This is a genomic window from Pseudomonas sp. B20 (genome assembly GCF_020515755.1).
Taxonomy (GTDB): domain Bacteria; phylum Pseudomonadota; class Gammaproteobacteria; order Pseudomonadales; family Pseudomonadaceae; genus Aquipseudomonas; species Aquipseudomonas syringae.
In genome coordinates, this window is sequence record NZ_JAHPJG010000005.1 from 60548 (window position 1) to 82609 (window position 22062).

At 61.0% G+C, this 22062-nt stretch carries 21 protein-coding genes; 17 read left to right on the forward strand and 4 right to left on the reverse strand.

What is annotated here, in order from left to right; all coding sequences use genetic code 11:
• Positions 1-2 precede the first annotated feature (2 nt).
• The gene (locus LIX91_RS06855) at positions 3-419 is read left to right on the forward strand and encodes a hypothetical protein (RefSeq protein ID WP_046237558.1); all 417 of its coding nucleotides are present in this window, start codon (positions 3-5) and stop codon (positions 417-419) included.
• 2 nt (positions 420-421) lie between these two features.
• On the opposite strand, the gene LIX91_RS06860 is transcribed toward LIX91_RS06855, so the two are convergent.
• A complete protein-coding gene (locus LIX91_RS06860) occupies positions 422-1204 on the reverse strand; it encodes a tetratricopeptide repeat protein (RefSeq protein WP_226488225.1) in 783 nt (260 codons plus the stop codon).
• A 175-nt stretch (positions 1205-1379) separates the two neighbouring features.
• Here LIX91_RS06860 and LIX91_RS06865 point away from each other — a divergent pair, with 175 nt between their 5' ends.
• The 13 genes from LIX91_RS06865 to LIX91_RS06925 all read left to right on the forward strand — a co-directional run bounded on the left by LIX91_RS06865 (position 1380) and on the right by LIX91_RS06925 (position 10450).
• The gene (locus LIX91_RS06865) at positions 1380-1991 is read left to right on the forward strand and encodes a hypothetical protein (RefSeq protein WP_003410074.1); all 612 of its coding nucleotides are present in this window, start codon (positions 1380-1382) and stop codon (positions 1989-1991) included.
• A 20-nt stretch (positions 1992-2011) separates the two neighbouring features.
• Positions 2012-2230 (forward strand): hypothetical protein, encoded by a 219-nt coding sequence (locus tag LIX91_RS06870; protein WP_024693172.1) that lies wholly within the window; start codon positions 2012-2014, stop codon positions 2228-2230.
• 9 nt (positions 2231-2239) lie between these two features.
• Entirely contained in the window at positions 2240-2671 is a 432-nt protein-coding gene (locus tag LIX91_RS06875; RefSeq protein WP_032698439.1) for a hypothetical protein, read from the forward strand.
• Positions 2672-2674: 3 nt separating this feature from the next.
• Complete coding sequence (sctJ, locus tag LIX91_RS06880) at positions 2675-3454, forward strand: type III secretion system inner membrane ring lipoprotein SctJ (RefSeq protein ID WP_046237557.1); 780 nt, start codon at positions 2675-2677, stop codon at positions 3452-3454.
• A complete protein-coding gene (locus tag LIX91_RS06885) occupies positions 3451-4074 on the forward strand; it encodes a type III secretion protein (RefSeq protein WP_100071956.1) in 624 nt (207 codons plus the stop codon). Before sctJ ends, LIX91_RS06885 begins: the two co-directional genes overlap by 4 nt.
• Positions 4067-4663, forward strand: a complete 597-nt coding sequence (locus LIX91_RS06890; protein ID WP_100071955.1) for a FliH/SctL family protein — start codon at positions 4067-4069, stop codon at positions 4661-4663. The genes LIX91_RS06885 and LIX91_RS06890 overlap by 8 nt, the downstream gene beginning before the upstream one ends.
• Entirely contained in the window at positions 4660-5988 is a 1329-nt protein-coding gene (locus tag LIX91_RS06895; protein WP_003410090.1) for a FliI/YscN family ATPase, read from the forward strand. The genes LIX91_RS06890 and LIX91_RS06895 overlap by 4 nt, the downstream gene beginning before the upstream one ends.
• 102 nt (positions 5989-6090) lie before the next feature.
• Positions 6091-6600: a hypothetical protein gene (locus LIX91_RS06900; RefSeq protein ID WP_003416340.1), complete on the forward strand. Its 510-nt coding sequence runs from the start codon at positions 6091-6093 to the stop codon at positions 6598-6600.
• Positions 6597-7655 (forward strand): type III secretion system cytoplasmic ring protein SctQ, encoded by a 1059-nt coding sequence (sctQ, locus tag LIX91_RS06905; RefSeq protein WP_226488226.1) that lies wholly within the window; start codon positions 6597-6599, stop codon positions 7653-7655. Before LIX91_RS06900 ends, sctQ begins: the two co-directional genes overlap by 4 nt.
• Positions 7652-8308, forward strand: a complete 657-nt coding sequence (gene sctR / locus LIX91_RS06910) for a type III secretion system export apparatus subunit SctR (RefSeq protein WP_003369210.1) — start codon at positions 7652-7654, stop codon at positions 8306-8308. Before sctQ ends, sctR begins: the two co-directional genes overlap by 4 nt.
• 4 nt (positions 8309-8312) lie before the next feature.
• A complete protein-coding gene (locus LIX91_RS06915) occupies positions 8313-8582 on the forward strand; it encodes an EscS/YscS/HrcS family type III secretion system export apparatus protein (protein WP_003369212.1) in 270 nt (89 codons plus the stop codon).
• Between the two features lie 6 nt (positions 8583-8588).
• Positions 8589-9404, forward strand: a complete 816-nt coding sequence (sctT, locus tag LIX91_RS06920; protein ID WP_003410099.1) for a type III secretion system export apparatus subunit SctT — start codon at positions 8589-8591, stop codon at positions 9402-9404.
• Entirely contained in the window at positions 9404-10450 is a 1047-nt protein-coding gene (locus LIX91_RS06925) for an EscU/YscU/HrcU family type III secretion system export apparatus switch protein (RefSeq protein ID WP_003410101.1), read from the forward strand. The genes sctT and LIX91_RS06925 overlap by 1 nt, the downstream gene beginning before the upstream one ends.
• Before the next feature lie 20 nt (positions 10451-10470).
• On the opposite strand, the gene LIX91_RS06930 is transcribed toward LIX91_RS06925, so the two are convergent.
• Entirely contained in the window at positions 10471-13293 is a 2823-nt protein-coding gene (locus LIX91_RS06930; RefSeq protein WP_003410104.1) for an ATP-binding protein, read from the reverse strand.
• Positions 13294-13713: 420 nt separating this feature from the next.
• Between LIX91_RS06930 and LIX91_RS06935 the strand changes: the two genes are divergently transcribed.
• The 3 genes from LIX91_RS06935 to LIX91_RS06945 all read left to right on the forward strand — a co-directional run bounded on the left by LIX91_RS06935 (position 13714) and on the right by LIX91_RS06945 (position 18445).
• The gene (locus LIX91_RS06935) at positions 13714-14145 is read left to right on the forward strand and encodes a hypothetical protein (RefSeq protein ID WP_003410106.1); all 432 of its coding nucleotides are present in this window, start codon (positions 13714-13716) and stop codon (positions 14143-14145) included.
• Positions 14142-14876 carry a DUF72 domain-containing protein gene (locus tag LIX91_RS06940; protein ID WP_226488227.1) on the forward strand — a complete coding sequence of 245 codons (735 nt, stop codon included), beginning with the start codon at positions 14142-14144 and terminating at the stop codon, positions 14874-14876. The genes LIX91_RS06935 and LIX91_RS06940 overlap by 4 nt, the downstream gene beginning before the upstream one ends.
• 248 nt (positions 14877-15124) lie before the next feature.
• Positions 15125-18445 carry a type III effector HrpK domain-containing protein gene (locus LIX91_RS06945; protein ID WP_226488228.1) on the forward strand — a complete coding sequence of 1107 codons (3321 nt, stop codon included), beginning with the start codon at positions 15125-15127 and terminating at the stop codon, positions 18443-18445.
• A 59-nt stretch (positions 18446-18504) separates the two neighbouring features.
• On the opposite strand, the gene LIX91_RS06950 is transcribed toward LIX91_RS06945, so the two are convergent.
• Together LIX91_RS06950 and LIX91_RS06955 are read right to left on the reverse strand one after the other, a co-directional pair.
• Entirely contained in the window at positions 18505-18882 is a 378-nt protein-coding gene (locus tag LIX91_RS06950) for a response regulator (RefSeq protein ID WP_103689481.1), read from the reverse strand.
• A complete protein-coding gene (locus LIX91_RS06955; RefSeq protein ID WP_226488297.1) occupies positions 18879-21860 on the reverse strand; it encodes an ATP-binding protein in 2982 nt (993 codons plus the stop codon). Before LIX91_RS06955 ends, LIX91_RS06950 begins: the two co-directional genes overlap by 4 nt.
• Positions 21861-22062: the final 202 nt, after the last annotated feature.

The window sequence follows — 22062 nt, forward strand, 5'->3', positions numbered from 1 at the left end:
CCATGAACCTCATTTCAAACATGCCACGCCTGCCGATTCTGATGACGCTGTGCCTGCTGGCAGGCTGCAAGACCCACCTGGACCCGGTGAGCTATTCGCCGGGTTATACGGCGGTGACGCGCGCCGATGGTCGCGTGGAACTGGTGCCGGATGCGTGCATGCAGCCCGCTGCGCAGGACGACATTGGCGTAGGGGAAGATTTTCAGCCGCTGCTGCCGCCGGGCTGCGCCAGCAATCTGATTCTGTTGCAGATGGTCGAGCAGCGCTCGGACGTGGTGCAGGGCCGTAGCACCGGTCCGGTCATGGCAGCCCCGGTGGGCAGGGCCGCGCAAGTGTACATCGATGGCTATGACCGCGAAGAACTGCGCCGCCGTCAGGCGGAGCAGCAGGCCAACACCGACACTCGGGAGGCGCGATGATTTCAGCGAGCGTCGACCAGCCCCAATTCGCGTGCCTGCTCGGCACGGTCGGGTATTGCCTTGATGCGTCGAGCCTCGGCGATCAGTTTGCTGCGCTCGGCCTTGGGAATGTCGTCGAAGGTCATGCTTTTGAGGTCTGTCTCTTTACCGGCGAGCACCATCACCAGCAATTGATTGCGCTGGTGGCGGGGTTGCGCCAGCGGCGACTGGCTAACGCTGTCAATGGTTTCCAGGGCCTTCTTATTGTTGTCACCCAGCACATAGGCAAGGGCCAGGTTGCAGCGGGTGTCCAGATCGCTCGGTGCCAGACGAAGGCTGCTATTGAAGGCGCTCTGGGACTTGTCCGCTTCGCCGCTGAGGATGTAGGCGATGCCCAGTCGGTTCCACGCCTGCGGCTGCTGCAAGGCAGTGGCGGCCTGATTGAGCACGGTGACGGCGCGTTGCAGCTTGCCTTGACGCAACTGTGCGGTGCCCAGGCCCAACAAGGCTTCAGGGTCATCGGCCTTGAGCTCCAGCGCACGTTGGTAGGCCCGCTCCGCGCCGCGTGTGTCGTTGCTGGCAAGCAGCGCGGCACCGAGTTTGCGCCACGATTCGACGCCGGCTTCAGGCTGTTGCGTGGCGCGCTGATAGAACGACGCCGCCGTCGTCGAGTCGCCGCGTTTTTCCAGGTCGGCGGCCAGTTGCATGAAGCGGTCGTAGCTGGCATCGGTCTTGGGCTGGGTCGTGCACGCCGTCAAGGTCAGGCAGCCGAGCAACAACAACGTGGAGACGGAACGAGGTGGCATGGACAAGGCTCTTGTGAAAGGGGACGGGGCGAGGCAATTCAGCCGTCGACGGCCTTTGCGGGCGAGCGCCAGTTTATAGCCCCGGCGCTGAATTGCGACCGTTTTTTGAGCATGGATTTTCGCGTCGCTGCGGGCCGGTGCTCGTGGCAGCGCCGCAACCGGCAGGGAGGGTGCCATGCCGTTGTTCAAGGCTGAGTGGCGCATCGCGCTAAGGCTGTTGGTGATTCTGCTGTGCTCGCTGCCCGGTGCGTTGAACGCGGCGCCGGAGCGTGAACCCGAGTGGTTCGCCGAGCCTTATGCCTATGTGCTGGTCGACCAGGATATTCGCGGTGCACTCACCGAATTCGCGCAGAACCTCGACCTGATCGTGGTGTTCTCCGACAAGGTACGCGGCAATGCCCGCGGTACGGTACGCGGGGAAACGGCTGGAGAGTTTCTTGGCCGCCTGTGCGATGCCAATCAGTTGAGCTGGTATTTCGATGGCAACGTTCTGCACATCGCGGGCGCTGATGAGGTCGGTACGCGGGTTTTCGACCTGCAAGGCGCGCAGCTGCAAGAGTTGCAGGACTACCTGGCCCGTTTGCAGGTCTCCGGCCAGCCTATGTCCAGTCGTGTCAGCCCGGACAACGACAGCCTGTTCGTGTCCGGACCGCCAGCTTATCTGGCGCAGATTCAGCAGCACGTGGATCGTCAACCTGTCGCCGAGGCCGCACCCGTGGTGCGCGAACGCGGTGTGCGGGTGTTTCGAGGCGGTGTCGTCACTCAAGTCGCCACCGACCGTCAGTAACCCCAAAAGGAGCACTAACCATGTCCGTCAACTCCGTAGATAGCAATGTCGACGTCAATGTTTCCAGTCAGGAATCGCGTTTCAACGCCGCCGTCGAGAACGCCGAACAGGCCTCCAGCGACAGTGAGTTCAACGAAGCGCTGATCACTCAGGCCGTCACCATCGGCGGGCAGTTCATCATCATGCCGCGAGCTCAGGAAATGCTGAACGAAGCCCAGTCCGATGACGACTCCGAATAGGGTACGACCATGTCTGTGAATCTAGCTGCGTCACCGGCGGCGGCTGCTTTGCCGTCGCCGGGAGGAGGCGCGGGGCCGCAGGCTTCGCAGAACCTCTTCGAACACATGGCCGAGACGTCCAAGGGGATGCCGCAGGGCGCCAGCCCGCATCAGATCGGCACCAACCTGATGGAGCGGCTGGACGGCTTTATCGACCGCTCTCGGCAGTTCTCCCAGCGCGCCGACGCCTTGACCCAGGGCAGCGCGCCGCAGGCAGCCAGTCAGCCGCCGACAGCCGCTGCGAGCGCTGCTCAGACGACCGGCAAAGTCGGTGGGCCGCAGGTCGATCAGATCGTGCAGTCGCTGGGACGGATGTTCGACTACTCCATCGAAACCCAGATGGTGGTGCGCGGGGCGACCCAGATATCCGGTTCCGCCAACACCCTTCTCAAAGGTCAATGAATCATGTCCAAACGCTGCCGTGTCCTGCGCCTGCTGATCGTGGCCACGCTTGCCAGCCTGTTGCAGGCCTGCGACATCGATCTCTACACCAACCTTGGCGAGCGGGAAGCCAACGCCATGCTGGCTGTGTTGCTGCGCGACGGCATACCGGCGTCGCGCAAGGTGCAGGACAACGGCCAGCTCAAGGTCATGGTCGACGAAAAGCGTTTCGCCGAGGCCATGGCAGCGCTGGACGATGCCGGCTTGCCGGGGCAGAGCTTCTCCAACATGGGCGAGGTGTTCAAGGGCAATGGCCTGGTGTCCTCGCCAGTACAGGAGCGCGCCCAGATGGTCTATGCGCTCAGCGAAGAATTGTCACACACGGTTTCGCAGATCGACGGCATTCTGTCCGCGCGGGTGCATGTGGTGCTGCCGGACAATGACCTGCTCAAGCGGGTGATTTCGCCGTCCTCGGCCTCGGTGCTGGTGCGCTACGACCCGCGCACCGACATCAACGTGCTGATACCGCAGATCAAGACCCTGGTCGCCAATGGTATTTCCGGGCTGGGCTACGACGGTGTGTCGGTGACCGCCATCAAGGCAGCGGTCCCTGACAAGGCCGGCGCGCAGCCGCAACTGGCGAGCTTCTTCGGGCTGTGGATGCTGGAGGATGATGTTCCGGCGGCGCGCTGGCTGTTCGGCAGCCTGTTGCTGATCGCGCTGGTGCTTGCCGGATTGCTGAGTCGTCAGTTCTGGCAACGTCGCCGGGTCGAGGGCACTTATGTATTGAGTGATGCACCATGACTGCTGCGCATAGCGAGCAGTGGCAGGCACTTGTCGAGCGGCCTCTGACGTTTGTCAGGGAACGCTGGTTGGCCGAGTGCCTGCAACGCGATGTCGATCCAGCCACGCTGGCTTCGCTGCGCGATTCATCGCGTTTTGCGACACGCTTCGAGCAACTGCTGAATGCGCATTTCAAGCTGCACCCGCTGCCGCGACTGGAACAGCCAGCGCAGGATGACCTGGCGGTGCTGTTGTTGACCGACAAAGATTTTGCACGTCTGCCGCGCTTGTGTGGCGCGGTCTGGCATGCCGCCACGCTGAGTCGCGAGATTCGGGGTGATGTGGTCAGTGAGTACCGCCAATTAATGGGGGACGATGCTTTTTCACTGGCACTTGCCCAGCGCCACCTGGCCGGGGCCGCCAACCTGTTGCGCACCCCTGTCGAACTCGTCCAGGCCATCGATCGCGATGGTGCGCGCTGCGTGGCCGCCTGGCTTGAGGCCCAACCCATCGAGCTGCAAACCTGGCTGCGCCTGCGCCTCGACATTGCGCAAAATCAGCCTCAGCCAGGCGATGAACGACAGGTGACGGTGGTGCAAACCGTTGCCCGCCTGCTGACCGGGAGCGACGACCATGAGTGATCTGCCCATCCGACCCGCATCACGGATCGTGCGCGCTGCCGAAGCGGCCCGCTGGATCGACGGCTACGCCTTCGTCGAGGCCGCTCATCAGGAGGCGCGGTCGGTTCGCGAGAACAGCGCGCAATGGCTGGAGCAGGCCCGTGCCGAAGGTTTCGAGCGCGCCCGCCAGGACGGCGCCGAGCAGGTCGCAGCGTTGCTGGCACAGACCAGCGCCGGGGTCGAGCGATACCTGGCCGGGCTGGAAAGCTCGCTGGCTGAACTGGCGCTGGGGATTGCCCGGCAGGTGCTGGGCGAGCTGGATGACCACGAACGCCTGCTACGCTGCACCGCAGAGGCACTGTCGGCGTTTCGTCAGGATCAGGCGCTGACGCTGTATGTGCCGCGTGCCGACGTCGAAGCGTTGCGTCGACGGTTGGCCCACGAGGCGCCGCCGGCGCTGAAGTCGCTGAGTGTCGTCGGTGACGATCAGCTGGCAGCCGGTCAGGCGCGGCTGGGCAGCCCGGCGGGCTCCGTTGAACTCGGGCTGGATGCGCAACTGGACAACCTGCGGCGTGCGCTGCTGCCATTGGCAGAAGGGGATGCTTGTTGAATGAGGCCCTGATCACGCTGCTGCCCGATCTTCAGCGGCGCTTGCAGCTCGCCCAGCCCAGACCGATGCGCGGCACCTTGCGCAGCATTCGCGGTGTGTTGTTGCGCGCCAGTGTGGCCGGGGTGCGGATTGGCGAGCTGTGCGTGTTGCGCGACCCGGGAAACGGACGAGAGTTGTCGGCCGAAGTGATCGGGTTCGATGAGGATGACGCGATTTTGTCGCCGATCGGTTCCATGGAAGGGTTGTCGACCCGGACCCAGATCATCGCTACCGGCCAGGCGTTGGGCGTGCAGGTCGGCGATGCCTTGCTGGGCCGGGTCATCAGCCCGATGGGCGAGTTTCTCGACGGGCCTGCACCAGCAGTTGCCAGCGGCTTGCAAAGTTACCCATTGCATGCCGAGCCACCCGCGCCGTTCAGTCGTCAGCGCATCGTCAAGCCACTTTCGCTTGGGGTACGCGCCATAGACAGCCTGTTGACGCTGGCGCAGGGACAGCGCATGGGTATTTTTGGCGAGCCAGGGGTGGGCAAGTCCTCACTGCTGGCCAGCATCGTGCGTAACAGCAATGTCGATGTGATCGTCATCGGCCTGATCGGCGAGCGTGGACGTGAAGTGCGTGAACTGCTGGAGGGTCAGCTGGATGCCACGGCGCGGGCGCGCACGGTGGCCGTAGTGGCCACCTCGGATCGGCCTGCCGCCGAGCGGGTCAGGGCGGCTTATGTGGCGACCACCCAGGCTGAATATCATCGCGACCAGGGCCGCAGCGTGCTGCTGTTGATGGACAGCCTGACCCGCTTCGCCCGTGCTCAGCGTGAGCTCGGTCTGGCGGTGGGTGAGCCGCCGACCCGGCGCGGTTATCCGCCGTCGTTTTTCTCGGCGTTGCCGCGTCTGCTGGAGCGCGCCGGCCCTGGACCATCAGGCAGCATTACGGCGCTGTATACCGTGCTGACCGAAGGTGATGCGAGCATGGACCCGGTGGCTGAGGAAACCCGTTCCATTCTCGACGGCCACATCGTGCTGAGCGCCGATCTGGCACAGCGTGATCATTTTCCGGCAATCGACGTACTGCGCAGTCGAAGCCGCCTGATGGACCACATCGCGACAACAGAACACCGGCAACTGGCTTCGCGGATGCGCGAGCTCATCGCCCGGCGCCAGGAGATCGAGCTGTTGATTCAGGTGGGTGAATACGCGGCCGGCAGCGACCCGCTGGCCGATGAGGCGATTGCCCGCCACGCGGACATCGAGGCCTTTCTGCGTCAGCCCGCCACCGAGCATGACAGTCTGGAATTGACCCTGACGCAGATGCGCAAGGTGCTGGCATGAATTCGAACGTTGATTGCGCACCCTGGGTACGTCTCGCTGTGATGACTGATCGCATGCATGTTCTCCTTCGATGCCGAACGGCATTTGCCATGGAAAAGACTTATGAAAACGGCTGACTTGCACAGTTTGCAGGCCCTGCGCGTGCTGCGTGAGCAGCGCGCCACAGCGCGTCTTGCCGCACAACGTGAACGCTGCCGTGAGGCTAACAGCGAGCTCGAAAAGGCTCGTGAAGCCTTGCGTCTGCACCGGGAAAAGCTCGTTCAGGAAGCCGAGCAGGCGTATGGCCGGTTCAGTGAGGGGCTGTCGGTCAGTGCCTGGCGAGCGGCACAGGAGCGCCTGCAGCAGCTGGATGATGAACGTGTGGCGTTGCAGGCCGATGCTGATGCCGTGGCCCTGTCGCTTGAGACCGAAGAGCAGGCCCGCGAGCGCCTCAGGCAAGTGCACAGGGAGCAGCAACAGAAAACCAAAGCCTGGCAAAGCCTGGTGGAGCAGCGCGTGCGAAGTGATGCACGTCTGGCCGAACAGCGTGACGAAGCCGATCAGCCGGCAGCGCCTGGCAGTACCGCTGCAACTGCTGTGACATCTGTCCTGATATCAGGAACCGAGCCATGACGATGTATGCCGGCCCGATTGCTGACGATCCGTCGTGCCGCGAGGCGCTCAAGGCGCGATTGGCGCAGTTCGACCGTGAGGTACTCGACCTGCACAACCGGCTGCACCGCGCCCGGGCGCCTTGGCCGGTGCTGCTGGGCGGGCAAGCGGTGCAGGTGCTGTGGGCCAGCGCGAGTGGCGAGTGCCGGCAGCCGGTGCGTGTGGCCATCACGCTCGGCGAGCATCGGATCGAACTGAATATCCCGCTGCGGCTGCTTGAGCTCTCGGGGTTGGGCTGGCAGCCCGGCGCGGCAATCGATACCGACGCTGACGCATTGCTGCTGGAGCAGGCCTGGTTGAGCTGGATCGAGCCGCTGGAAGGGCTGTTGGGCGAGCCTCTGCGCGTAGTGCCATGCACGTTCGACCAACGGAATAAAAGCCTGAAGGTCGCCGTCGAGGTACGCGCCGGTGATCAGCCGGCACAGGCGTTGAAAATCCATTTCGACGCCGCGAGCGCCCAGCGGGTGAGCACGCTGCTAGAGCAGCACTGCGCAGTTACGCGCGACCCGCTGCAAGCCTTGCGTCTGGCGTTGAGTGTCGAAGCCGGGCAGGCGCCGTTGACTCACGCCGAACTGCGCAGCCTGCTGCCGGGCGATGTGGTGATGCTCGACACCCTGACCGATGCGCAGGTGCTGCTGCGGCTGGGACGTCACTGCCAGACCGTCGTCAGACGCCAGGGCGACACGCTGGTCTGGCAAGGCGCGTTACGTCCCGGCAGCCCTGCATTTTCTCCGTACCCCTTTGACAGGAATGACCCGATGAGTGAAATGAGCAACGATGCCGATCTGGATGCCTCGCTGGACGAGTTGCCACTGACCCTGATCTGTCAGTTGGGCAGCGTGGAGCTGACCCTTGCGCAGTTGCGCGAAATGGCCCCTGGCAGCGTTCTGCCCTTTACCGGCCAAGCGCATGACGAAGTGGATCTGATGGTCAACGGTCGCCGCGTCGGTCGCGGCGAACTGGTGACCATCGGCGATGGTCTGGGCGTGCGCCTGCTTGGCTTCAGCGGCTCATGAACGGTTACCAGCCGAATTTGATCGAGATCATTCTGGTCGTTGCCACCATCGGACTGATTCCCCTGGCCGTGGTGACCCTGACCGGTTTCATGAAGATCTCTGTGGTGCTGTTCCTGATCCGCAATGCACTGGGCGTACAGCAGACACCGCCGAACCTGGTGCTTTACGGCATCGCGCTGATCCTGTCGGTCTACGTCACCACACCGCTGATCGGCGACATGTATCGGCAGGTGCAGGGCCGCGATCTGAGTCTGCAGAACGTTCAGCAGCTCGAAGAATTGGGCAGCGCCTTGCGACCGCCCTTGCAGGCACATCTGTCGAAATTCGCCAACGAAAGCGAGCGTGGATTTTTCGTGCAGGCGACCGAAACCATCTGGTCTCCGGAGGCACGTGCCGACCTGCGCGATGATGACCTGGTGGTGCTTATCCCGGCATTCGTCAGTTCCGAGCTGACCCGGGCCTTCGAGATCGGCTTTTTACTGTACATCCCGTTTCTGGTCGTCGATCTGCTGGTGTCCAACGTTTTGATGGCCATGGGCATGTCGATGGTTTCGCCCACCTTGATTTCAATTCCGCTGAAGATATTCCTGTTCGTGGCCCTCAGTGGCTGGTCACGCCTGATGCATGGGCTGATTTTAAGCTACGGGGGCTGAAGTCATGGGTCAGGACGTATTTCTTTCGCTGATGAATCAGGCGCTGATGACTGTGCTGCTGCTTTCCGCGCCAGCGCTGATCGTGGCGATTGTGGTGGGGTTGGGCGTGGGACTGCTGCAGGCGCTGACCCAGATTCAGGACCAGACCTTGCCGCAGGTGGTCAAGCTGGTAGGCGTGCTGCTGGTCATCGTATTCGTCGGGCCGTTGCTGGCGGGGCAAGTGGCGGAGCTGGGGAATCAGGTGCTGGACAATTTCCCGCTGTGGACGCGTTGAACAGCCATGGGCGCTGATCTGACCAACGCGTTCATCGAAATTGCCTACCCGGTGATCAGTTCGACGTCGCTGGCTGCCTCGCGGGCCATGGGCGTGGTGATCATCACTCCGGCATTCAACCGTCTGGGCCTGACCGGGATGATTCGTGGTTGCGTGGCAGTGGCCATCTCGGTGCCGATGATCCTTCCCGTTTTCTCCGCGTTCACCTCCATGCCCGAGCACAGCGGGTTCTTTCTGGCTGGATTGATGATCAAGGAATTGCTGATCGGGTTGCTGATCGGGCTGTTGTTCGGCATCCCGTTCTGGGCCGCCGAGGTGGCAGGCGAACTGATCGACCTGCAGCGTGGGTCGACCATGGAACAACTGGTCGACCCGCTCGGGCAGGGGGAGGCGAGCGTGATGGCGACCTTGCTCACGGTCATGCTGATCACACTTTTTTTCATGTCCGGCGGCTTCATTCTGATGGTCGACGGCTACTACCACAGCTATCAGCTCTGGCCGGTGACCGAATTCACACCGCTGTTCAGCAGCGCGGCGCTGACGTCGATTCTGGCGATTCTCGACCAGGTAATGCGCATCGGTGTGTTGATGGTCGCGCCGTTGCTGATCGCCATGCTGATCACGGACCTGATGCTGGCCTACCTGTCACGCATGGCCCCCAGCCTGCATATTTTTGACCTGTCATTACCGGTCAAGAACCTGTTTTTCTCGGTGTTGATGGTGGTCTATATCGGCTTTCTGATTCCGGTGATGATCGATCAACTGGCGCAGTTCCGAGGCACCATCGAGGTGCTCAAGGCGCTCGCGGTCGAGGGCGGCTGATGGGCGAATCCAGCGAGGAGAAAAGCCAGCCGGCCACGGACAAGAAGCTGCGTGATGCGCGCAAGAAGGGTCAGGTCGCGAAAAGCCAGGACCTGGTCTCCGGCATGGTCATTCTGCTGTGTACGTTGTGTATTTCGGTGCTGCTGCCCAAGGCGCGGGCGCAGGTCGAGGCGTTGATTGACCTCGCGGCATTGATCTACATCGAGCCCTTCAACGACGTCTGGCCGCGGCTGCTCGACCATGCCGAGCAGATCGTCATCGGCATTACCTTGCCAGTGGTGGCGGTGACGGTCGCGGCGGTGATTCTGACCAACATCGTGACGATGCGTGGGGTAGTGTTTTCGGTGGAGCCCATTCAGCCGGACATCAAACGCATCAACCCGGCCGAAGGTTTCAAACGCATTTTTGCAATGCGCAACCTGATCGAGTTTCTCAAGGGGCTGGTCAAGGTGGTACTGCTGGGGCTGGCGTTCTACGTGGTAGGGCGTCAGGCCCTGCAAGCGCTAATGGAGTCGTCGCGCTGTGGTGAGGGCTGCATTGAGTCGACGTTTTATCTGGTCCTCAAACCGCTGGTGTTCACCGTGCTGACGGCGTTTCTGCTGGTCGGTGCGGTGGATGTGCTGATGCAGCGCTGGCTGTTTGGTCGTGACATGAAAATGAGCCACAGCGAGCAGAAACGCGAACGCAAGGACGTCGACGGCGACCCGATGATCAAGCGCGAACGTCAGCGCCAACGGCGCGAAATGCAGGCCCTGGCGACCAAGCTCGGGTTGGCGCGGGCGTCATTGATGATTGGCGACGCTGGCGGCTGGGTGGTGGGCGTGCGGTATGTTCGCGGCGAAACGCCAGTGCCGATAGTGGTCTGTCGCGCCGCACAGCACGAGTCCGCCGCATTGCTCGCCGACGCCGCGCCACTGGGCATTGCCCTGTGGCCCGACGCAGACCTTGCCGAGTCGATTGCAAAACGAAGCGTGGCGGGCGACCCGGTGCCGGAAAACACCTTCCAGGCGGTAGCCGATGCATTGGTGGCGCAGCGGCTGATCTGATATCAGCCACCACCAGACCTCTAGTGCACCACCGGACTGTAGCGGGTAGCGGGTGTGCCGCGTACCACTGTCAGACGGTTGAGGTCGGTGTTGATACGCCATGCCCAGAAATGCGTACCGTCCTCACGCGCCGTATCCAGTGCTTGAGCGAGCATGGTGCGCACATCCTCCAGCGAGTAGTCATGTGGCTGGTCGAGCATCAGTTGGGCCTTGACCCGCATGATTTCAGGCAAGTACCAGCGATCATGATTTTCCACCGCGCCAATATGAAGCTCATCGAGAATTTCCAGCGCCAGAGGTTCGAGTCTGAGTGCCGCCAGACCTGATGCGTACTCGGTGTGCAGCATCGCATGCAGAGGCGTTTCCACGTGGCTGCGCAATTGCTGCAGGGCTTCTCCCAATAGCGGCACACCCGTTGCGGCATCGCCTTCGCGGATCGCCAGAATGCTTTCATAGCAACTGGTCAGCTGGCGCCAGACATGCAGTGGCTGACGTTCGCTGCTCTGCTTGAGAAGCTTGAGGAAATGCCGCGTCTTGTGCAGCGTACCGGCAATCAGCGTCGCCGGGATCGCACTGATCGCCAGGGTGTACCACAGGGTTGCAGGATGACTCAGCGCAATAGCCTGTTGCACATTGGTTTCCAGAGCGACCATGGCCTGACCGGTATTACCGATCAGCAACTGAACCTGGGCCCGCAGCGATTGCGCTGCAATACGCTGGTCGAAATGCATGTCGATAATGTGCGAGGACGGCGAGCGCGGGGCGCCAAGCGCTTCTTCGATAGACTGACGCGCCGTCTTCATATCGCCCATATAGAACGCGCTGGTGGCGCGCATGCGTCTGCCCAGCAACTGGCAGTCAGCAATGCGATAGTCCTTGCCCAATGCCAGAAATTGCGAAGCGACCTGCGTACCCTGCAGATGCTTGTTGCTGCAGGTGTGGTCGTTCCATTTTCCCCACAACGCCCGCAGGCGGTATTCGGAGTCGTCCAGCGCTTCGGCATCTTCACTGACCTGCTGCCAGACCTCGCGCATTTTCTGTCCCGCACCGTAGGTCAGCATCAGAATGCTGCCGGACATGGTCAGCAGACGCATACGCTGCCGACGGTCCATGTGTGCCTCTTCCACCTGCCGGGGCAGGCCGTGGTTTACCCAGTCCTGGTATTCGCGCACCAGCGACAGGCGCAGCCACAATGGCGAGCTGCACAGCGTCAGTTCGACCCCCAGCTGGCGGTCGCCCTCGGCCGAAAAGGCCCAGGTGAGCGCCGCTCGAATGGTATCGATCTCTATGCCGTAACGCTGGGTCCAGAGCTCCTGGGACAGTTGTTCGAGATCCTGCCTGCCGTGTTCCAGCAGGGTCAGTGCCCATTGAGCGTGAGCACGGCACAGGCGTGGCACATCATCGAACTGCACCAGTTTTTCGTGGGCGTAGAGACGTGTTGTTTCCAGCAGCCTGAAGCGCTTGCCCTGGCTGTGATCGAAGGTGCCGAGCAGCGATTTTTCCAGCAGGCTTTCGAGCATCGGCAGCGTCATGCGCACGTCCGGCAAACCGATGTTGACGATCGCCATGGCGCCGTCAATGGTGAAAGACCCGTTGAATATCGACAGCTGGCGCAGCAACGCCTGCTCGTGCCCGGTGAGCATTCCGTAGGTCCAGTCCAGCGTGGCACTCAGCGAGCGCTGGCGCGGCAAGGCGGTGCGAAGGCCGGTCATCTGCAACCGGAAACTGCCGTCCAGCAGGCCGACCAGGTCATGAATGCCGAAGGTCCTGGCGCGTGCAGCGGCCAGTTCGATGGCCAGTGGATTACCGTCGAGTTTGCGGCAGATGGCGGCGACCGTTTCGGCGTCGCCGTCATTGAAGGCAAACTCGGGGTCCTGCTCTCTGGCGCGGGTCACGAACAGCGCCACCCCGGAATAGCCCATGGCCTGCGCGGCCGTGAGCGCTTCGTGCTCATCGGGCACCTGCAGCGGGCCGAGCTCATGCACCCATTCGCCCTGCGCACGCAATGGTTCGCGACTGGTCACGACGATGCAGCACAGCGGTGCATTGGCCAGCAATGCTTCGACGGCAGCGGCGGTTTCGTCGAGCACATGCTCGCAGTTATCGAGGACCAGCAATTGCGGGCGACCGACCAGCGATGGCGGTATGTCGTGCAGCGGTTGTTCGTTCTCGGCGCTGAGCCCCAGCGCGGACGCGATTCTGCCCAATATCGGTTGTGTGCCGTTGACCGGTGTCAGGTCGACGAACGCGGTGCTGAGGCCCGATTGCGCGGTCAGACTGTCAGCCAGTGCCAGCGCTACGGTCGTTTTGCCGACGCCGCCGGGACCGCTCAGGGTCAACAGACGTCGGGACAGGGTCAGCTCCGACAGTTGCGCTATCAGTTCGTCACGCCCAAGCACCTGACGATTGATTGTCGGCACGCTTAAGCTGACGGGCGTGTCCACTTGCGCCGCAGGCTCGGGGCGCACCGCCGACTGCACACTGACCGGCGCGACAAATCGGTAGCCGCGGCCCGGCACCGTGACAATGTAGTTCTCTTCGGCATCCAGTGCTCTGCGCAGGGCAACGATTTGCGCACGCAGGTTGCATTCCTCGACCACTGCTCTGGGCCATGCCAGGGTCAGCAGTTCGGCTTTCTCCAGCAATTCGCCTGGCCGTGTGGCGAAAGCGACCAGCAGCGCCATTGCGCGGCTGCCCAGCGGCACCGGCTGTGAATCCTTGAGCAGCAAATATTCGCGTGGAAGCAGGGTGAATGAGCCAAAGTGAATGGCCTCGTCGCTGCGTGACGCCTCACCTGTTTCCTGAATGGCCATTTCATCATGGCCGCTTGCTTCGAAATCCATGCTTAGACCTGTGTCAGAAGTAATAACTGCGCCGCCGCACCTTGCAGGAGCATGAAGGTCCCGATGTGTGTCTATGTAGTGATGAATGTTCTGTTTATCTGCCGGCGCCTGTTGACCTTCGGCAGATCAGTTGTAACTGAGCGGACGCCCAGTGTTACCGGGTGTACACCAATGCCTGACCGCATGCCTGATTTAACGCGTTGACTGTCCGGAAAGCGGAAAGTCTAGTGACATGAGATGACTGTTATGAGATCGATGCACAAATCGCGCCCACGTTAATTGACATCAGTTAGCCGCTACTCCGTTTACCGTTGGTCGACTTGTAACGATTTTTTATCAACACGCCATTTGCCCGAACGGTCCTTTGCATGACCGGCTGCCGAACTAACGCGACCGGTAGGGCCACTTACAGAGGACTTCATGAATCGAACCGTCAATGCTGCAGAGTTGCATATCGATTTTGCCAAGGACCCGGAAAAGGCCTTGTTCAAGTGGCTCATTGCAAGTTTTCTGATGGGCAAGCGAATTCAGTCGGCCATCGCCTGTGAGGCGTACCGGGTGATCATCGAAAAGCATGACCGCGACACGCCACGCAAACTGGGCCAATGCACCCATCGCGAGTTGGTCAGCATGCTCGGCGAAGCGCATTACGTGCGCTATGACGAGTCCACGGCCGATAGACTGCTGGCGCTGTGTGCCAGGCTCAACGCCGACTACGCGGGCACGATCGGCAATCTCCACGAGGCGAGCGAGGACCGCGCAGACTTCGAGAAACATCTGGCAGCCTTCGACGGCATTGGCCCCAAGACTGTGGAAATATTCATGCGTGAAGCCGGCAAGGTGCTGTATTGAACACCCCGTTGTCATTGCGCACAGGCTGCGCGGGCTGGAGTCTGGGGCGCGAGCACTATGCTGCATTTCCCGCTGCCGGAACGCATCTGCAACGTTATTCGTCACGCTTCAACACCGTTGAAATCAATAGTTCGTTCTACAGGCCACACCGTCCGCAGACTTACAGGCGCTGGGCACAGTCGGTGCCTGACGATTTTCGCTTTTCGGTAAAGCTCCCCAAACTGATTACTCATGATCAACGGTTGCAGCATGCTGAAGTGTTACTGGATGTGTTTCTTTCCCAGTGCAGTGAGCTGGGTGAAAAACTGGGTTGCCTGCTTATTCAACTACCGCCTTCTCTTGACTATATTCCGGATGTCGCAGAACGCTTTTTTAAAGCGCTGTGCAGTCGTTACAGCGGCACACTTGTTCTTGAGCCGCGTCATGAGTCCTGGTGCCGGGCCGAGGCACTTCTGGTCGATCAGCGTATTGCACGAGTCGCGGCCGATCCTTCGCCGATCAGCACGGGCCATGTTCCTGGCGGATGGCCAGGCGCCCGCTACTGGCGGCTGCACGGCTCACCGAAGATTTACCACAGTGCCTACGGCCCTCAACGGCTGGAGTTTCTGGGCCGGCAGGTGCTGGCGTCTGTGGAAGAGGGCGTCGAAACATGGTGCATATTCGATAACACGGCCAGCGGTGCGGCAATCGAAGATGCCCTGTTACTTCAGACGCTGAGCCACGCACGATAAGTTCGCCTCTTTCCTGCGCCGTATCCGGTCGTCTGGTGTACGGCAAGTTGCGCGGTGATGTCATCCCTTCTTAATGCAAAGTCTTTCTAATCGTAATTGATAGCGGACGCCTGACAGTTATCCAGGCTCCGTGCCTCTGCCTGCAAAGGCCCGTCTCGCACCAGGCCAATCCGTAGCGGCGCGCGCTGCCTGCACGAGCGGCGTTGTAACGCGATGGAACGTCTGGTGGCCAATGGAAGGAAATAACAATGACGACTGTTAGCAAGATCAGCACTGAAAAACCCACCGATCCTACCGATGCCAAAGCCTGGGAACAGGCGGTACAGCAATCACGTGAGGTCGGTATCGAGTGGCAACTGCCTGCCGATGACAAACGCTCCGCTCAGCAGATCATCGACGATAGCCCGCTGCTGAAAAACCTCGGCGGGCGAGGTGACCGAGGGGAAGCCAGGGAAAACCTGATTGCTCAGGTCGGTGACTACACCAAGGACTCAAGTGCCGCGTTTCGAGCCGTGCAATTGCTCGAACACATTGAAACCTTCGACGCCAACGGTGACCGTCTGGCCGGCAAGGACATCGGTAATAATCGTATCGATGGCTACACCAGCAGCAGCGATGCCCGGCACGGCACGGAGGCCGGTCGTCTTAAGGATTTCGGCAAGGACGGTTTCTCGAGCCTCAAGGGCAAACTGCACGAAATCAGATCGCCAGCCGATGACCCTGCGGTTCGCGAACAGGCCGAGCAGCTCGGGATTCAGTGGGAGCGGCCGAAGGGCGATGAAAGGGACGCCAGGAGTATCGTCGACGGTGACCCTTTGCTCAAGAACCTGGGCAATCAGAGTGACGTCAGGGACATGCTCAAAGAGCAGGTCGGCGACTTCGATACCGACGCAGATGCAGCCTATCGAGCCACTCAGGTGCTGGCCCATATCGAACAGTTCGACAGCAGTGGTGGACGAATCGTCGGCAGTGACGTGGCCAACGGCAGTATCAATGGTTTCACCAAAAGCGGCGAAGCCCGTAACGGCACCGAAGCCGGTCGTCTGCAGGATTTTGGCAAGCACGGTTTCTCCAGCCTCTCGGGTCAATTGAGCAATATTTCGGCGGCTGGCGACAACACCCAGGCTCGCGAACAAGCCGAAAAGCTGGGCTTTTTGTGGGAGCTGCCCAAGGACGACACGCGCTCGGCACAGGAGATCATCGACGCCAATCCGCTGCTCAGGGATCTCGGCAACCAGAGCGGTGTCAAGGACATGCTCAAGGAGCGCGTCGGAGATTTCGAAAAGGACGCCAATGCAGCCTTTCGCGCGGTTCAGGTGCTCGACCGGGTGACGATGTACAACGAGAAGGGTGAGATTCAGTCTGGGGGCGATGTGTTCAACAGTCGAGTCGATGGCTTCACCAAAGGCGCCGAAGCGAAGCATGGCACCGAGGCTGGACGCTTGCAGGACTTCGGCAAACTGGGCTTCGATGCGCTGCCGGCGCTGAAGAAGACCGAAGACATCAGCAGTTACAAGGACTTTCTGAAAGCCAGTCCCGATGCTGATGATGCCTCGAAGCAAATCGCCCGCTACGCAGCAATCCTCGACGAGAACCATGACGCGATCAAGGGCAAGAGCGGTTCTGCGGAGCTGACCGCCGAAGCGCTGGCGACCTACCGGGACACGCATCCGCAGCTCGGCAAGGAGGTCAGGGAGGCGCTGGACTTCTGGTCGCAACCCGGCGCCTTTGCGCTGCTCGATAATGCCAAAAGCCCGCTCGAGCAAGGCACCGATGGCAAGGCCAGCCGTGGTGACATTCAGGCGTTCCTCAAGAATGACGCGCCGAAAGACGTCGGTGCCGTGGGCACGCTGCTCGAAGCCGTTGCAGAGGGCAATCTGCTCAACAAGGTCAGCACCGACGCGCTCGACAAGGATGTGTTCGAGCATCCGCAGAACTACACCGCAGAACAGAAGGCCGCAGTCCTGCAGGAACTCAAGGCTGCCCAGAGCCTGATTGTCGAGGGCAGCGGTGCGGGCATGTGGAAGGACGACAAGTCTCAGGTGCAGATTGCCAATAATGTACGCAGTCATCCCGACCCGCAAAAGCTGCTCGATGACGTCAACGAGCATATCTCGTTGCTCGAAAAGGACCCCGAGGTGGTCACGTTTTACAACGAGAACGCGACCAGCGAATTGAGCAAGGTGCTGGAGGGCAGCGACGGGCTCAAAAGCGCCTTGCAAAGCACTTACGACAATGACATCAAGACCGGCAAGGCCCTCGACAAGCTGTGGGACGCCAACACCAAGGACGGCAAGACCGATCAGCAGACGGCTCTGGCCCGGTTCTACAGCTCGGCTCAAAGCGTTCAGGAATCGCTGGGTGTGAGTGATCCGGGTGAAATTCAAAAGGCTGTGCAAAAGTCTGCGCACAATAAGGATTTCGAATCGTTCTACGAAAAAACGCTGGTCTCGGGTGAGCGACTCAACGAGTTGTTGAAGACTGAAAGCTTCGAAGTGGCAACCAGCCAGTTCAGCATGGAAGTGGCGATGTATAACGCTGCGCTGAACCCCGAGTTCACAGGAAAGTACGACGACAAGCTGACTGAAAACTACACCGCCATTGCCCAGAACAATGTCTTCAAGGACGCTAGTTTCGAGGATCTGAAGAAGGCTTTTGGCAAGGATGGCGGCGATACGCTGGACGAAGCGAAAGTCAGGTCGCTGATCGACCAGATCGGTGAAAGCAACCCCGAGTTGCTGACCAATGCCGACGGCAAGCCTGCTACGTCCGACCAGATTCTGGGCGTGTTTCGAGGGAATTGGGATCTGTTGCGTCAGGGCACCAAGTCCATTTCCGAACTGGGCCTGTTCAGCGATAACTCTTCGATCAAGGCGGCTTCCGGTGCCGGAGTCCTGCATGGTGTCAGCGGCCTGTTCATGGCCGGTATCACTATCGCCAAGGGGGCAAATGGCGCGGGGGCGCTGACTGATCGGCAGATCGTCGACATCACCACAGGTTCGGTGCAAAGCGCTACCTTGCTGACCGAGGGCGGCGTCAAGAATGTCACCACGATGTTCAAGGACATCAAGGATATGCTCGAGCCGGACATCTACAAGGAGATAACCACCAACCTGTCGAAACTGGAAAACGCTGCCAAGGGGCTGGGCGGACTGGCCGGAGTGGCTGCAGGGGCCTATGGCATCTTTGACGGTGTGAAATCGATCAGGAGAGGCGAGCTGGTCGCCGGCGGCATGAGTATCACTGCCGGGTCGCTGGGCGCAATGGCCGGTCTGGCATCAGCGGCGGAGGGCACGGCAGGCGTCCTGCAATTGACGGGCAGCGTGGTGCGCGCCTTGCCGCTGCTGGCCGGCACCCTGGGACTGGCCGCCGCCGGGGTGGGCGCTGTGGCGCTGCTGATTCCCGGCATGATCGAGGAGGGCAAGCAGGAGACCCGCGTCGACCGGTTTTCCGATCACCTCAGGGACTACCTGACCCAGTACGAGATCGATGGGGTCAAGGACGGCACCCTCATGGACGTGCCGGACAGCGAGTGGCCGGGGCCGGAAGAAACCACCATCGCTTCATAATCGGAGTGGTCAGGCCGGAGCGCCCCGGCCTGCTCTCTGACGCCGACCGAAGTAGCGAATCAGGTCTCAAGCAGCTCACTCAACGCTTCGCTCAGTTGCTCGGCACTGAACGGTTTGGCAACGCAACGTCGGTCGAGCCACGTGTCGGGGATCCCCAGCCGCCCGTACCCGGAACAAAACATGAAGGGTATGCCGCGATCGGCAATGGCGGCGGCTATCGGGAACGAGTCTCCGCCAATAATGTTGATATCCAGGATGGCCAGGTCGTACTCGCCGTTACGTGCATATTCAATGCCTTCGTTCAGCGTGCTGGCGTGGTAAGCGGTCGCGAAACCCAGATCCTCAAGCAGCATTTCCATCAACATGGCGAGCATGGTCTCGTCTTCCACCAACAGCACTTTGGGGAGCGAGGTCTGGTCGTCCGATTCTGAACTCATAAGTGGCTTTCCGGTTTGTCTGGCCAGGGAATCAGCATTGTCCAGACGATCCCTGTACGGGCAAACTGAATGTCGGCCTGGCCTTTGAGTTCTCGCTCTATGCTGCGGCGTATCAAGCGCAAGCCAAAGCCTTTCACGGTGGTTGCGACGACCGGCGGGCCGCCTGTTTCCTTCCATTCGATTTTCAGCGTGGGCGCAGAGGGGGTGCCAGTCAGCGTAGAGGTCACTGTCACCTGACCTGCCGCTGAAGAAAGCGCACCGTGTTGCACTGCATTGGTCATCAGTTCATGGAGCACCATGGAAAGCGTCAGTGAAAAGCGCGGCTCCAGGGTCACCGGGTCGCCTTCGAAGCTGATCCTGTGTGCCCCCGAGTCCACCTCCTGCAGTTGCTCTATCAGGTCGACCAGTTCGGTGGAAATCCATTCTGCACGCGCCAGTGCATCGTGCGCCTGGCTCAGGGCGAACAGGCGCGCACCGAAGCTCTTGTGAAAGGATTCCAGTGACGCAGAGCTGTTGACAGTAAGAGAGGCGATGGCCTGGACGGTTGCCAGGGTGTTTTTTACCCGATGGTTCAGTTCGTTGAGCAACCCGGCGCGGGTCAGACGATCCTCCAGTTGCTGGCGCTCCAGTTTGCTGGAAATGGACTGCGCCAGTCGGTGAGTCGTACCGTTCTGCTTTAAAAATGTCGTTTCGCCAACGGTATCCAGCCCCCGATGCACCGGCAGGGTGAAGGAAAAGACACTCCCCGAATCCAGTGAGCTGTCAGCCCATAGACGCCCGCCGTGGGCCGTGACAATGCCCTGGCATATATACAGTCCCAGGCCGTTACCGCGCGGATTGCCTTCCTTGACGGACCAATAGCGCTGGAAAATGAAAGGCAGGTGTTCGACCGGGATACCGATCCCGTCATCACTCACCCTGAACAGCACTTCGTGTTGATCGGCGACCGCATCGATGTTGATTCGGCCACCTTTGGGGGTGAACTTGATGGCGTTACCAACCAGGTTGGAAAGTACCTGAAAGATTCGTTCCGGGTCCGCATCGACCACCAGGCCTTGCGCGGCGGTGCAGTTGAGCTCGATGTTCTTTTCGGTGGTCAGCATCACCAGCAGGCTGCAGGCTTCTTCCAGCAGGCTGGTAACACTCAGCGGCAGGCGCGACAGCTGATAACGGCCGGCTTCGATCTGCGCGGTATCGAGCAGGTCTTCCAGCAGGCTGTTCATGCGCGTCGTGGCTTTCTCGATGGTGCCCAGCGCACGGCGGATATTGCGGTTTTCAAAGTGTGTGTCGCCCACCGCCCAGCGTTGCATCATGCCGCACTGCATGATGATCGACATCGGGTTGCGCAGGTCATGGGAGACCACGGCGACCAGCTCATCACGCAAACGGACCGCTTCCTGTTCACGCTGCACCTGACGCTCCAGGTCGCTCTCCAGAGCAGAACGACGAATGTCTTCAGCGCCATAGAGATCAGCGCGCGACCACGGGCTGGCAATGCCGGTAACCTCCTGCTCCCAGACATCGAAAGACTGCCTTGGATGCAGACGATGACTCGCGGAACTCTCCGGGCGGGTACTGACGTGGTGGGTCGGGTCGCCGCTCCAGTTCATCGTGGAGGTGAGTTGGGCACGAAACCACATGACAGCGTTATCAATCGGCTTGGGCAGCGTGAATGCAATGACGCCGCTGGCGACGTCTCTGTAAACGGCGCTGGCGGCCAGCTCCCTCTGCATGGAGTTGGTGTGGAAAACCCCCAGACCCTGCAGGCCCGTCACCCGCTGTCTGGTGCGTTGATGCGCCAGGCCGGTGTCGCGTATCCAGGTGTACAGCTCACGCACTTGTTCGATTGCAGGGCAGGTGCCGAACAGATGAACCTGATCGTCAATCAGCACAGCCGCACCGTCTGCCAGGGTCAGCGACATGAGAAGCTCGGGCCGGCTCACCAGCCCGTCGAGCACTTCATGATTGGCGCGACTCATGGCGTCTGCCAGTTGTCCGAGCAGGGCAACTTTCGCTTCCCGCTCGCGCTGCACATCGGTCGCGACAATGGCGGAAATTTTCACCGACAGTAACTGACCGATCATCGCGCAGGCATCGCGCAGCTCTCTGGACACCCGCAACGGCTCGGGATGACCGCAGGCAACCAGGCCCCAGAGCTCGCCGCCATCGAGCAACGAGATACTCATCGACGAGCGCACGCCCATGTTCTTCAGATACTCGCAATGCACTGGCGACACGCTGCGCAGCGTCGAGAAGCCCAAGTCGAGCGGTTGCCCTGTCGCCGCGCGCAGGGTCGGTATCAGGGGCGCGGGAACGTAGGTGGCGTCCGGAATCACACGGATCCAGTTCAGCCGATACAGCTCTCGCGCCTGAGCGGGAATGTCCGAGCCAGGGAAGTTCAAGCCGCTGTAGCTGGGCAATGGCCCGGTCAGCGCCTGGGCGACGACTTTGCCATGGCCCTCGGGCTCGAACCGGTAAATCATGACCCGGTCGTAGCCGGTAAGCGCCTGAATCTCGTGCACACTGATATCGAACAGCGTTTCCAGCGTGGTGGCGGCCTGCAGGTTGCGCAATACCTGGGCAAGGATTCTGGACTGCCCGTGAGTGGTCTCCACGAAGGGCTCCAGCTCGATAATCAGGACATCGTCGATACGCTGCAGCGAGGCGCTGTAGTGGGCGGTTCCGAGCGTCAGTTTTATAGGGTCGATGTGCGGGGCAGCGGGGTGGCTGTACGCATGGTCGATGAGGGCCGAATGTTCAGGCGACAGCAGCCATGACAGAGGCTTGCCCAGCAACTCGTCAGCGGTCATCCCGAGTGCTGTTGCGCAGTTGGCGCTGACCTGTTCAATGCAAAGGGGAGCGCCTGCAACGCTGAGCAAGACGCCGTGCGGCTGAATCGCGCCAGGAACACGAATCGGCTCTCGGGCACATTCGGCTAGCGCAGCCTCAAGCGCTGCGTCAGGCTTTGCATCCAGCATGTCCTTGATCAATTGCGTGAACTCCACAGAGTGTTTCAGCCGGGAACAGCCAGCCACTGCTTGGTACGACGTGCAGTCGATCGACGCTGAACGCGATTCAGATGGCTTTTTGTTGGCCGCAGCGGGAATTTGGGCGGCCAGCGGCCCGGATGGACAGCGCAAGAATATGCGAGGTTGCCGCGAAAGTGCGGCGTGGAGACCT